This window comes from Actinokineospora diospyrosa, from assembly GCF_024171925.1.
Lineage (GTDB): Bacteria > Actinomycetota > Actinomycetes > Mycobacteriales > Pseudonocardiaceae > Actinokineospora > Actinokineospora diospyrosa.
The window spans coordinates 427,627-439,755 of record NZ_JAMTCO010000003.1; the positions used below are offsets into that span (position 1 = coordinate 427,627).

At 67.0% G+C, this 12,129-nt stretch carries 11 protein-coding genes; 7 read left to right on the forward strand and 4 right to left on the reverse strand.

All coding sequences use genetic code 11. The annotated features are described in order from the left end of the window. Positions 1–256: 256 nt before the first annotated feature. From LV75_RS06460 to LV75_RS06475, 4 genes are read left to right on the forward strand one after another with little or no spacing between them, the layout of a single operon-like run. The gene (locus LV75_RS06460; RefSeq protein WP_308210875.1) at positions 257–1,141 is read left to right on the forward strand and encodes a 3-hydroxyacyl-CoA dehydrogenase family protein; all 885 of its coding nucleotides are present in this window, start codon (positions 257–259) and stop codon (positions 1,139–1,141) included. Further along, complete coding sequence (locus tag LV75_RS06465) at positions 1,142–1,387, forward strand: acyl carrier protein (RefSeq protein ID WP_253885758.1); 246 nt, start codon at positions 1,142–1,144, stop codon at positions 1,385–1,387. Beyond that, complete coding sequence (locus tag LV75_RS06470) at positions 1,387–2,592, forward strand: class-II aminoacyl-tRNA synthetase family protein (protein WP_253885759.1); 1,206 nt, start codon at positions 1,387–1,389, stop codon at positions 2,590–2,592. Before LV75_RS06465 ends, LV75_RS06470 begins: the two co-directional genes overlap by 1 nt. After that, positions 2,570–3,703 carry an acyl-CoA dehydrogenase family protein gene (locus LV75_RS06475; protein ID WP_253885761.1) on the forward strand — a complete coding sequence of 378 codons (1,134 nt, stop codon included), beginning with the start codon at positions 2,570–2,572 and terminating at the stop codon, positions 3,701–3,703. The genes LV75_RS06470 and LV75_RS06475 overlap by 23 nt, the downstream gene beginning before the upstream one ends. 196 nt (positions 3,704–3,899) lie before the next feature. Here LV75_RS06475 and LV75_RS06480 read toward each other — a convergent pair whose 3' ends face one another. Then, on the reverse strand, positions 3,900–5,804 hold the full coding sequence (locus LV75_RS06480; RefSeq protein WP_253885762.1) for an ABC transporter ATP-binding protein: 1,905 nt from the start codon (positions 5,802–5,804) through the stop codon (positions 3,900–3,902). A 326-nt stretch (positions 5,805–6,130) separates the two neighbouring features. Between LV75_RS06480 and LV75_RS06485 the strand changes: the two genes are divergently transcribed. From LV75_RS06485 to LV75_RS06495, 3 genes are all read left to right on the forward strand, one after another. Next, a complete protein-coding gene (locus tag LV75_RS06485) occupies positions 6,131–7,600 on the forward strand; it encodes a hypothetical protein (protein ID WP_253885764.1) in 1,470 nt (489 codons plus the stop codon). Beyond that, complete coding sequence (locus LV75_RS06490) at positions 7,597–8,937, forward strand: GNAT family N-acetyltransferase (RefSeq protein WP_253885765.1); 1,341 nt, start codon at positions 7,597–7,599, stop codon at positions 8,935–8,937. Before LV75_RS06485 ends, LV75_RS06490 begins: the two co-directional genes overlap by 4 nt. A gap of 179 nt (positions 8,938–9,116) precedes the next feature. Then, positions 9,117–10,433, forward strand: a complete 1,317-nt coding sequence (locus tag LV75_RS06495) for an ATP-grasp domain-containing protein (RefSeq protein WP_253885766.1) — start codon at positions 9,117–9,119, stop codon at positions 10,431–10,433. Here LV75_RS06495 and queD read toward each other — a convergent pair. Genes queD through queC form a run of 3 tightly spaced genes read right to left on the reverse strand, consistent with a single transcriptional unit; the run spans position 10,430 to position 12,119 of the window. Then, a complete protein-coding gene (gene queD / locus LV75_RS06500) occupies positions 10,430–10,789 on the reverse strand; it encodes a 6-carboxytetrahydropterin synthase QueD (RefSeq protein ID WP_253885768.1) in 360 nt (119 codons plus the stop codon). The two genes, LV75_RS06495 and queD, sit on opposite strands and share 4 nt — an antisense overlap. Further along, the gene (gene queE / locus LV75_RS06505; RefSeq protein WP_253885770.1) at positions 10,789–11,427 is read right to left on the reverse strand and encodes a 7-carboxy-7-deazaguanine synthase; all 639 of its coding nucleotides are present in this window, start codon (positions 11,425–11,427) and stop codon (positions 10,789–10,791) included. Before queE ends, queD begins: the two co-directional genes overlap by 1 nt. Continuing rightward, the gene (queC, locus tag LV75_RS06510; RefSeq protein ID WP_253885772.1) at positions 11,427–12,119 is read right to left on the reverse strand and encodes a 7-cyano-7-deazaguanine synthase QueC; all 693 of its coding nucleotides are present in this window, start codon (positions 12,117–12,119) and stop codon (positions 11,427–11,429) included. The genes queE and queC overlap by 1 nt, the downstream gene beginning before the upstream one ends. Positions 12,120–12,129 lie beyond the last annotated feature (10 nt).

Consider the following 12,129-nt stretch of genomic DNA (forward strand, 5'->3'; position numbering starts at 1 on the left):
GGATCGACCGGATCGCTGTCGCACCCCTGCCGCACAAGCGCCCCGTTGGGGTAGTGTCGAGTCGAGGCCCCGGTTGGGGCTGTTTGTTCGGCGCGGGGAGGATCGTGCACAGTGGACCCGACCGACTAATCCGGTAATACCCGGTACGGGTATCCGGCGGCGGGTCTGTGCCGAGGCCTTGTGCGTGGCGGCCAGTTCGAACTCAACGGATTTCCGCCCTGGTGGCGGATGGTGCGGCGAGGGGGTTGAATCGGCAGTGGCCAGCGTTCACACGGTTGGCGTGGTCGGCGCGGGGGTAATGGGCCGGGGCGTCACCATTGCCCTGCGCCAGGCTGGATTCCGGGTCATTCTCATCGACCGCGAGACCGCAATCCTGGAAAGCGTACAACGCACGATAGCCGATGACGTCCGGCTCTACGCGCTGTTGGCGCCGGGGTCGGCGATCACCGCCGAGGAGGTCGTCGACGGGACGGTGTTCAGCACCGACCTGGCCGCGCTCGCTGGCGCGGACCTGGTGGTCGAGAACGCCACCGAGCGCTTCGAGGTCAAGGCGCCGATCTACCGGCGGCTCGGCGAGCTGCTGGCACCGGGCACCCCGGTCGGGGTCAACACCTCGGCCATCCCGATCACCCGGTTGGGGGCGTTGACCGGCCGGCCGGAGGACGTGGTCGGCACCCACTTCATGAACCCGGTGCCGCTCAAGCCCACGGTCGAGGTGATCCGGGGTCGCCGCACGTCGGAGGCGGCGCTGGGGCGGGTCCGGGAGTTCATCGCCGCCCTGGGCAAGAAGAGCGTGGTGGTCAACGACTCGCCCGGGTTCGTCACCAACCGGGTGATGATGCTGACGGTCAACGAGGCGGTGTTCCTGCTGCACGAGGGCGTGGGCACCGCGGCGGACATCGACCGGCTGTTCGTCGAGTGCTTCGGGCACACCATGGGGCCGCTGGAGACCGCGGACCTGATCGGCCTCGACACCGTGCTGCTGTCGATCGAGGTGCTCTACGACGAGTTCAAGGACGGCAAGTACCGGCCCTGCCCGCTGCTGACCAGCATGGTCGACGCCGGGCTGCACGGTCGCAAGACCGGGCGGGGGTTCTTCGACTACGGATCCGGCGCGAGCGGGTCGGGAAGGGCGAGGTAGATGGGCGCGGACAGCAAGGCGAGGATCCGGGAGTTCGTCCTGGACAACATCCCCGAGACCGAACTCGCCGATGACGACGACATCTTCGAGCGCGGCCTGGTGCGGTCGATGTTCGTGATGCAGTTGGTGGTGTTCGTCGAGCAGGAGTTCGGCGTCCAGATCACCGGCGACGACCTGCGCTTCGACCATTTCCGCAGTGTCGACCGGGTCGACGAGTTGGTCGCCCGCAAACTCGCCTCGGTGTGATGCGCGCGCTGCGGGTGGCGCTGGCGGAGTCGGTTCCGGTGGACTTGGCGCCGGAACTGGCGAAACGGCTGTTCTTCGTGTCCAGCGCTATTGCCGAGTTCGACCTGGTGGCTCAAGGCGGGGTTGTCAACGCGGTCGACCTGGTGATTTCCGACGATGTCGAGGAATCGGCCATAGCGGTGAAAATCGGGAAGGTCGTGGCCGCCGAGGTGTTGACCCAGCGCCCGCTGCCCCCGAGGCAGGTGTGGCGTTCCCCGGTCACCGCGACCTTCGTCGACCCGTTCCCCGAGCTGCTCGCCAGCGACACCGCGTTCGTGGCGGGGGAGGGGCAGGTCGGCTTCGGTGAGCCGCTGCTGTCCCTTGTGGACTACCTGGATGCCAGGCTGCGGTCGATCGCGCTGGGGTTGCCCCGGTCGCGGGAGTTCCGGTACCCGACGCTGCTGCCGACCAGCGTGCTGGACCGCTTCGGCTACTTCGGGTCGTTCCCCCAGTTCGCCATGTTCGTCACCCGCCTGCACAACGACATCGACGTGTACGGCGACTTCGTCGAGCGCTACCGCGCCGAAGGACACCTACCGGACACCCTCTTCGAGCAGTGCGGCGACAAGGAGTACTGCCTGCCGCCCACGATGTGCTACCACACCTACCACCAGTACACCGGGCGTCAGCTCCCGCAGGAGATGGTCGTCACCGCGCGCGGCAAGTCTTTCCGCCACGAGTCGCGCTACCACACCAGCATGGAACGGTTGTGGGACTTCACCATCCGCGAGATCGTGTTCCTCGGCGGCGAGGACTTCGCGACCGAGTGCCGCAACGCGGTCATGGCGCAGGCGTACGCGCTGCTGGAGGAACTGGAGCTGGCAGGCTTCTGCGAGGTGGCCAACGACCACTTCTTCGGCAACGCGGACACCGCTGGCAAGATCCTGACGCAGCGCGTGATGGAGCTGAAGTTCGAGCTACGCGTCCCGGTAGCCGAAGATCGCGACATCGCGGTGGGATCCTTCAACCTCCACGGCCGCTTCTTCGGCGAATCCTTCGGCATCACCGATTCCGCCGGTAGTCCCACCGCCAGCGGCTGCGTCGGCTTTGGTCTAGAGCGCCTCGCCTACGCCTTCCTCTGCCAACACGGCGCCGACCCGGCAGGTTGGCCTACCGCCGTCACCGACCGGATTGGGGATCCAGGTGCTGCACGGCCTCACCACTGACCAGCGCGACAACCTCCTCGCCTTCGCCCGCTTCACCGACGAGCACCTCCTCCCCCACGCCAACACCTGGGACCACCAGGAGCGCCTGGACGACTCGATCATCGCGGAGTTGGCGGCGGCGCACCGGCTCGTCCCCACCCTGCCCGTGGAAGCGGGCGGGACCGGGATGGACGCGGTGACCTACGGCTTGCTCAGCGAGGAACTCGGCCGGGGCTGCGGCTCGGTCCGGAACCTCGTCGCGGTCCAGGGCATGGTCGCCCACGCCATCCTGCGGTGGGGGAGCAAGACCCTCGCGGACCGCTGGGCCCCCGCCATCGGCACCGGCTCGGTCATCGGCTCCTTCGCCCTCACCGAACCCGAGGTGGGCAGCGACGCCCGCAACGGCACCACCACCGCCCGCAGGGTCCTGGACGGCTACGAGATCACCGGCCGCAAGAAGTGGATCAGCTTCGCCCAACGCGCCGGCGTCTTCCTCGTCTTCGCCCGCCTGGACGACGACCCCGCCGCCTTCATCGTCGAACGAGATTCCCCAGGCCTGTCGGTGTCGCCCATCAACGGCCTCTTGGGCTTGCGAGCCTCTGAACTCGGCGAAGTCCACCTCGACTCAGTCGTAGTACCGGAGTCCAACCTGCTCAGCCACGGCCGCCTCACCTTCGACCTAGTAGCCACCTCCTCTCTCGACTATGGCCGCTACAGCACCGCCTACGGATCGGTGGGGTTGGCGCAGGGGTGTTTGGACGCGAGTCTGGAGTACGCGCGCAACCGGGTGCAGTTCGACGTGCCGCTCGCTGAGCACCAGTTGGTCCAGCAGGCATTGACCGAGATGGTGACCTCGGTAGAAGCCGCCCGCTTGCTGTGCCGCCAGGCGGGCCAGATGCGCGCCTCCTCTCATCGCGACGCCATTCGGCAGACACTGATCGCGAAGTACTTCGCTTCACGGGCCGGGTTCGAGGTGGCCGCTAGCGCGGTGCAGATCCACGGCGCCAACGGGGTTTCAGCGGACTACCCGGTGCAGAGGTACCTGCGGGACGCGAAGATCCAGGAGATCATCGAGGGCACCTCCCAGATCCAACAGGTCCAGATCGCCGACCTGACCCTCGCCCGAACCTGACCCCGTCTGCCCCCGACCCCGCCTGCCCCCGACAGCCGCACATCGCACCGACCTCCATGACCGGCACGGCAACAACATGCCATCCATGACGTGTGCCGATCGAAGATCGTCCTCCTTCGTTGGCTGCCGCTCGATCGCGGTCAAGTAGCGGCTTGGTGAGAGCCTCCGGGTGCTCGACCGCGTCGACAGCAGGCGCCTAGATGGATGGGCTGGGGTCGTCGCGGTAGGAGTTGGCTTGGAGGGTGTAGAGGTCGGCGTAGTGGGGGTTGGTGGCTAAGAGGTGGGTGTGGGTGCCGGTCTGGAGGATGCGGCCCTGGTGCATGACCACGATGAGGTCGGCGTGGCGGGCCGAGGCTAAGCGGTGGGTGATGAGGATGACGGTGCGGCCGGATTGCAGGGTGCGCAGGGACTCGTAGACGGCGGCTTCGGCGCGGGCGTCCAGGGCGGCGGTGGGTTCGTCGCAGATGAGGATGGGGGCGTCGCGGTAGAGGGCGCGAGCGACGCTGAGGCGTTGCCATTGGCCGCCGGAGAGGTCGTGGCCGTCGCGGAACCTGGTGGTGAGGAGCGAGTCCCAGCCGTGGGTGAGGGTGGTGACCACGGTGTCGGCACCGGAGTCGCGGGCCACCTGGGAGAGGTAGTGGTCGTCCGGATCCCAGCGGTCGGGTTGGCCCAGTGTGACGGTGTGGCGCGCGGTGAGGGGCCAGCGGGTGGGCTCCTGCATCACGACGGCCACGTTGTTGGCGACCGACGGGGCGTCGACGGTCGTCAGGTCTACCCCGTCCCAGGCGATACTGCCTTCAGAGGGTTGGTAGAGGCCCGCGAGCAGTTTGGCGAGGGTTGACTTGCCGGAACCGTTCTCGCCCACGAGGGCGATGACCTGCCCCCGGCGGATGGTCAGGTCGATGTCGGCGAGCGCGGGTTTCGCGGCGCCCGGATAGCCGAACGACACCCCGCGCACGGCGATCACCTCGGGGTCCGCGGGCGCGGTTCGACCGGTTGGCTGCCGGGTCCGGCTCTCGGCGTGGGCGAAGAACGCGAGCAGGTCGCTGATGTAGAGCGACTTCTCGAACATCCGGTTCGCGGCGAGCACCACCTGGGTCAACGACGCGCGCACCGTCCGGATGGCGAGCAGCGCGGCCCCGGCGACGGCCAATGGCGTCGCCCCGGTGTAGAGCAGCCAACCGAGGGTGGCGTAGGCGAGGCCGATCCCGACACCGGACAGGCCGCGGCCGAGCAGGGCCACCCTGGTCTGCCTGGCCCCCAGCGCGATCTGGGCGTCCTCCATCACGCGCGAGTGGCGGTCGTGCTCGGCGAGCAGGAACGGCTGCGCCCCGAACACGCGCACCTCGGCGGCGGACTCCTTGTGCGCGAGCAGGTCCGTGGTCAGTGACCGCCTGCGCCTGGTCTCGATCGTGGTCGCCACGAACTCGTACTCCAGCCGGGCGGTCCGCAAGGTCGCCCAGGTCTCCGGGGCCACCGACAGCAGCAGGACGGGCAGCAGCAGCGGGTGCAGCAGCGCGGCGGTCGCCGCGGTGGCGGCCAGTGCGATCAGCCCGCCGACCACGACGATGGCCTGGTGGGTGGCCGAGTCGACGGCGTCCATCCCCGCGTGCCGGGACCGCTCCAGAGCGTCGTGGAAGTCGGGTTCGTCGAAGGTGATCAGGTCGATCCGCGACATCGACTCGGCCAGGTCGCGCTCGACGCGGTGCCGCACCTTGGGGCGCAGCCGCAGCGTGGCGCCCGACACCACCGTGTCGGCCACCCCGCGCACCGCGTACGCGGCCGCGAGCACGGCCAGCGACGGCGCGGCGGCCACCAGGCGCTCCGGCGTCGGACCGGCGACGAACAGCGAGGTCAGCACCCCGGTGACGGCCAGCAGGCCGACGGCCGTCACCAGCCCGGACACCACCTGCGCGGCGAACCCGAGCGCCACCGCGGCGCGGTCGGCCCGCCAAGCCGTGCGCGCCACCAGCCCCATCGCCCTGGGCAGCGCCCGCAGGAGTTGCCAGAGGTTGGCGCGGATCACCTGGTCCGCGTGCCCGAACCACACCGGGGCGGACAGTTCCGCCAGCGGTGCCCCGGGTTTGGTCTTCATCGCCATCACGTCGTGCTCCCCCTCGGTCGTCGATGCGCACCACCGAGGATCCGGGCGGGGTCCGACAGTTCCGCGGCCCAAGATCGGCTTGTCCGGGGAAGTCATCTGGTTTGACCAGCGGATCCCACACCATCAGGTGAAGCTGGACGGCGTCCGCGCGGACCGTTCTCCTTGCGGTGGCGGGGATCTCGCGAGAGCGTGGGCCCGGGCGCCGCGGCCACCTGGCCGAAACCCTTGGCCTGTCGTGGAAGTGTCACGTGGTTGGCGCGGATCTGCAGCGAAGTCCGGTTGGCAAGATCGCTAAAGTCAGGGGGCCATCCGAGGGGGCAGCCATGGTCGAGTTCCTGAACAGCTTCTTCCAGATCGGTCTTCCCGTGATCGCCGGTCTCCTGTTTGTCTTCATGTACGTGCGACCCGCGGTTCGGCTGCTGAACCGAACCGTGTACCGGCGGTTCAAGCTGACCAGAATCTTCCGGGCTGTCTTCGCGGTGGGCAGGTCTCTTGGATTCGGACTCACGCGCAAGGAGCTCTATAGGGCGGCCTGCATGCGTGCCGAGTCCGAGTTGCTGAACCCTCGGCCGGTTAAGCCGGACAAGTACGAGTTTCGGCACCGGTATGAGTACCGTGCTGCCGTGCGCCAGTACCGCATCGACCTCCGGGACTGGCTCTCGGCGCTGAAGGTGCAACTGTCGCACCTGATGAAGGACGAGAACGGCGCCCTGATCACCGTGCCGACCTGTTTCGACCTCGCCAAGGCCGAGTCGGACATCGTGCGCTACTTCCGGGTGCGCGTGGCGGGCAACTCGATGGTCGACGCCACTCCCGAGGTGTTCCAGTCGACGATCCGGGTCGAAGAGGGCTTCGTGGCGCCCTTGCACCTACTCGCGGGGCTGCTGTCGCGGTTCGACGAGGACTGGAAGAAGTCGATTGACGGGTACAGCCAGATCATGACCGGCACCGACAACAGCCTAGAGAACCTGCGGTCGTTTCAAGCGAACCTGTTCACCTGCTGGTCGGCATGGGGTCCGAGCGCGCCGTTCGGCACCTGTGACCGGTGGATCGGGCAAAAGGTCCTGCAGTTCGGCTATGGCGATGAGAACAACTCCATCGCGCTTGTCACCCGGTCTGGAGAGGCCAGCGAGATGCCCCTATCCCAGTCACCGCAAGGTGGCTTCACCACACTCGCCGTGCGTTCGGTCGTTGTCGGCGTGCTCAAGAACGCCACCACGATCGATCCGGAGGACCTGTGCGCGGCTCAGCAGCCCGAAACCAGTCCAGGTCAAGGCAACCTCGTCTTACAGGTGACCAAGCCGATCCTGCGCGCCGGCGGTAGGGCGGGCAACGCACCCCGGCGGTACTACTCCGCCTACATCTGGGCGATCCTGGTGATCTGCGGTCCGGATGGCAAGCCCGAGTCGCAGCTTGAGCCCTGGCGGAACATGCTGACGTTCTTCGAGCACGGGAACGTGGCGGATGAGCTCACCTACCGCATGTTGAAAGAGCAGCTCGCCACGAAGATCCGCACCTCGGTGGAGACGATCCTGGCTGCCAGGCCTGATGTGGTACTCAGCTTCGCTTGCGCTATCGACGAATGCGGATGCGGTAAGCCTATAGAGTTCCCGGCGCCGCTGGGCCAGTCGGTCAAGGAGACCCTGTTCGGAGATGCCTGGGTCGGCCACTTGACGAAGAAGGGGTGGGCTGGCCGAGTGCGTCAGTCTTTGCCCGCGAAGCATCGTGAGACCTATGCCGCTTGTCAGCTGTCGCAGGTCCTCACTTCCTACCTGGCCAAGGTTGCCGCGTGACGCTCGAGTTCCGTGACCTCACCGCCGCCCCGGCTGACATCGCGCTACTAGCGGACTTCTACCGCCACTACGAGCTGGAGTTCCCCGACCCGGATGAGCGCGAGTCGTTGGACAACATGCTCGACTACCTGCGCCGCAAGGAAGTTGGGTGGTACGGCCCCAACAGCTATCACATAGTCCTAGCGATCAGTGGCACCGTCACCGTCGGTTGCTCGGTGTCTGACTACCTAGCCGAACCGAACACGGGTGTCATCGAGTTCCTCTTGGTGACACCACAAGCTCGGCGCGGTGGTACCGGCCGAGCGCTGTTGGCGGAGACCGAACGTCTGCTTGACAACGACGCCCGAGCAGGAGGGCACAGGCAGCTAGCGCATGTGGTCGCGGAGATCAATGACCCACGCGCACCAACCGATGTACCCGACAACCTGGACCCGGCCGTAAGAGCACTGATCTGGGGTCGCTGGGGCTACCGAGGGCTGGACTTCCCCTATACGCAACCAGCGCTCTCAGCGGACCAGGGGGCGGTAACGAACCTGCTGCTCATCGTGAAGTCGTTCGTGCCAAGCCAGCTGACGCCAGACACCGTTCGGCTCATCGTCCATGAGTACCTGCATTGGGCCATGCGGATCAATGAGCCGGATCGCAGCTCAGACTACCAGCGAATGGCCGAACACCTGCGTCAGACGTCCGAGATGCACACCCTGTCACTCGCGGAGTACGTGGGAGTTGAGCCTAAGAGGTCGCTACACGTGCACAGGCTCACCGGCGCAGACGATCCCGAACTGGGCGAGCTCCGCGCCTGCTATCGCCGGGCGTTCGGCAATAGTCCGTTGGCAGTGCCGGAGTCCGAGTTCGACCGCGCGCTGACGGAGGTCGACGGATACCACCTGTGGACACTGCGGGACAACGAGGATGCCGAGGTAGCGGGCATGGTGTCGCTGTTCGGCTTCGAAGCGGCCGGGCTGTGCGGGTACGTGGCGCTGGAGGGACGGCTGCGCGGGCGCTTTCGTGCGCTCGTCGCCAGGATCGAGTGCGCCCTGCTACGCGATCGGCCCACAGCCCGCGGCTGGTACGTCGAGGTGGGATGCCATACCGATCCGGGCCCGTTCCTGGCTGTCGGGTTCGAGGAGCTCGTCGTGGACTACCGCCAGCCAGGGGTCGCGGAGCCGGTGCGCTTGCTGTTCAAGCCGTTCGGTCGCCGCTACGGTCCGGTGTCGTTGCCGGTCAGCGAGGTGCGGGCGACGCTGGCGGAGATCATGGACGTCGTCTATCACGCACGGTTGGCGCCTGGGGTGCTGGGATCGCTGAATGGGTTGGAGTTCGCCAGGTTCCACTAGGAACTCGTTGGAACTGTTCGCAATTCCCGCCGAGTCCGATTAGCATCGGTGTCGGAACACGGAAGCGCGGTCGGGGGCCGTCGCGGCACTCGGTGCTGTCCACTGTGGTTGTGTTCGCCCCCCGTCGCGCCCGTCTGACATGGGCCGTCGATCGGACGAGGCAGGGGTTGGGCGCCAAGATGCAGGAGAACAGCGGCGAGTTCCACGTAGACGTCGCACTTCCCGGGCTGGAGCGGTTCGGGGAAGTCGAGATCCGCTGCGACCTGCTGCGCAAGATGGGGTTGCGCTCACTGGTACTTGCCGCGCCGGAGTCTGTTGAGCGGTATGTGGACCACGCGGACGTCGTGTTGGCCTGCGCGGATGTGTACTCGACCGATGTCGTCACCGAAGTGCTTGAGGCCTATAGGGGTCGCCTGGCCAACTGGGTCACCCTGAACGACAAGGTCTGGCACATGCAGTTGGGCGTGTCGGACCGGTTGGGTATCTCCTTCCCCGGTAAGCGCGGGCAGCTCAATTGTCGCATCAAGCCACTGCTGCGCGAGGTGTTGTCGGACATCATGCCTACGCGGGCCTTGGTGCTCGGTCGAGACGAGGTCACTCGCGAGCGGGTGGCTGAGCTGGGGCAGCAGTTGGGCTACCCGTTCATCGTCAAGCCCATCTGGGGAACGGGTGGCTCTTACGTCGAGATCATCGATAGCGCCGAGCAGGGCTACGACCTCATTAGCACGGTCTTCGCGGAACTGGCCGAGGACAACGACATCCACACCTACCGCACCGACGACGGCAGGATGTGGGATCCACGCACGCAACTCCTCCTAGAAGCGTTCGTGACTGGTCGCGAGCTGTCCCTAGAGGCGTTCGTGCAGCACGGCAAGCTCACCAGCCTGCTGACCCAAGAGAAGTACCTATGGGACAGCGATGGCGCGTATCGCTTCGAGACCGCCAATCTGTGCCCGACGCCGTTCCTCAGCGAGTCCGAGCACGCCGTCATCCACACAGCGATGCAAGAGGCCGTCACGGCCCTTGGCGTGGACGACACCTTCGTGCACATCGAGTTCAAGTGGGACGGCAACCGTGTCCACATGATCGAGCTCAACCCCCGCCTGGGCGGCGGTGCCGTCCCGCAGACGTTGGACAACTGGTTCGGCATCGATACGCGTCAGATGCGCTTCCAGTTGCTGGTAGGGGAAGCCCTGCCGGAGAAGTTCGAAGGCCGAGAAGGCTTCACCCTGGGCGTGTTCGTCAACGCGCACGACTCGGGGACGTTCCGGGAGCTAGAGGGCCTGCCGTGGGTGCATGCGCAGCCAGAGTTCAGCTTCGAACAGAAGTACCTTCAGGAGGGCCAACACATCCCTCCGCGAGACGGCTCAAAAGCCAACCGCGTCCACTGGCTCTACTGCTACGACGCCTTCTACGACTGCCACGACATCGACCAGATCGACCGCCTCTACGCGGAGACCCGGAAGCGGGTGCAGCTGAAGTTCGCCGAGGTTTAGCTCTGCGGTCCGCGATAGGTGCAACCGGACGTGCACGTCTCGCGCACGGTGATCTCCGACAGCGGGAGGTCACCGGCGAGGCGGGCCCACAACCACTCAGCGAGCACCTCGCTCGTCGGGTTCTCCAACCCGGGGATCTCGTTGAGGTAGTAGTGGTCGAGCTCCTCGATCACGGGCTTTACCACAGCCTTGAGGTCACCGAAGTCCATTACCCAGCCCGCGGTGGGGTCAACTGGGCCGGACACGGTCACCACCACCCGGTAGGAGTGCCCGTGCAGTCGGGCGCACTTGTGGCCCTCCGGGACGTTCGGCAGCCGGTGGGCGGCCTCGAAGGTGAACTCGCGGAAGATCTCCATCAGGCGATTCCCAAGTACTTGTGGGTCTGCAGGCTCAGGTGCCACTGCGGGTGCTTCAAGCAGTACTCGACCGTGGCGCGGGTGTTGGCCTCGACGTCCGGGCCGTCCATGGGCTGGAGCAGGAAGTGGGTGAAGTCGAGGTGTTCGAACCGGTCCGGCAGCGCGTCGGGCTGGGGGTAGACCAGCTTCAGGTCGTCGCCGGTGGTCAACACGACCTCGGCGGTCGACTTGGGCGAGACGCAGATCCAGTCCAGGCCGGGGGGTGCCGGGCGGGTGCCGTTGGTCTCGACGGCGACCTCGAACCCGGCCGCGTGCAGGGCGTCGACGGCGGCCTTGTCCAACTGCAGCAGGGGCTCGCCGCCGGTGCAGACGACGTAGGGCTTGCTGCGCGGGTGGGCGGCGCCCGCCCAGGCGGCCGAGATGGCGGCGGCCAGGGCCTCGGCGGTGGGGAACTTGCCGCCACCAGGGCCATCGGTGCCGACGAAGTCGGTGTCGCAGAAGGTGCAGACCGCGCGATGCCGGTCCTTCTCCCGACCGGTCCACAGGTTGCATCGGCTGAAGCGGCAGAACACCGACGGGCGTCCGGCGTGCGAGCCCTCGCCTTGCAGGGTGTAGAAGATTTCCTTGATCAGGTACATCAGGCGAGGGCCGGGTCGGTGAGCCCGAGTTCGGCGAAGCCGCGGCCGCGCAGCAGGCAGGAGTCGCAGGTGCCGCAGGCCCGGTCGCCGAGCGGGTCGTAGCAGCTGTGGGTGAGGCTGTAGTCGACGCCGAGGGCGATGCCCCGCTCGATCGTCTGCGCCTTGGTCAGCGCCACCAGCGGCATGTGGATGGTGAGGTCCTGGGTGCCCTCGACACCGGCCTTCGTGGCCAGGTTGGCCATTTTCTGGTACGCCTCGATGTATTCCGGGCGGCAGTCGGGATAACCGCTGTAATCGAGGGCGTTGACGCCGATGAAGATGTCCTGCGAGCCCAGTGTCTCGGCCCAGGCGAGGGCGAAGGAGAGGAAGATGGTGTTGCGCGCGGGCACGTAGGTGATCGGGATGTCCTGCGTGAGGCCGTCGACGCTGTCGTGGTGCGGGACCTCGATCGAGTCGTCGGTGAGCGCGGAGCCGCCGAAGACGCGCAGGTCGATGTCGGCCACGACGTGCTTGGCCGCGCCGAGGGCGGTCGCGACCCGACCGGCGGCGGCGAGTTCGACCGAGTGGCGCTGGCCGTAGCGGAAGCTCAGCGCGTAGGTCTCGAAGCCGTCCGCCGCGGCGATGGCCAGGACCGTCGCCGAGTCCAGACCCCCGCTGAGCAGCACAACCGCCTTGCGCTTCGTCGCTGTCACGCTTTCCCGA

Excerpts from the sequence above, each read along its gene's own strand:
- LV75_RS06495 (WP_253885766.1), top strand. The coding sequence starts at position 9,117 with ATGCAGGAGAACAGCGGCGAGTTCCACGTAGACGTCGCACTTCCCGGG.
- LV75_RS06470 (WP_253885759.1), top strand. The coding sequence starts at position 1,387 with ATGCGCGCGCTGCGGGTGGCGCTGGCGGAGTCGGTTCCGGTGGACTTG.
- queE (WP_253885770.1), bottom strand. The coding sequence starts at position 11,427 with ATGTACCTGATCAAGGAAATCTTCTACACCCTGCAAGGCGAGGGCTCG.
- LV75_RS06485 (WP_253885764.1), top strand. The coding sequence starts at position 6,131 with ATGGTCGAGTTCCTGAACAGCTTCTTCCAGATCGGTCTTCCCGTGATC.
- LV75_RS06480 (WP_253885762.1), bottom strand. The coding sequence starts at position 5,804 with ATGGCGATGAAGACCAAACCCGGGGCACCGCTGGCGGAACTGTCCGCC.
- queD (WP_253885768.1), bottom strand. The coding sequence starts at position 10,789 with ATGGAGATCTTCCGCGAGTTCACCTTCGAGGCCGCCCACCGGCTGCCG.
- LV75_RS06465 (WP_253885758.1), top strand. The coding sequence starts at position 1,142 with ATGGGCGCGGACAGCAAGGCGAGGATCCGGGAGTTCGTCCTGGACAAC.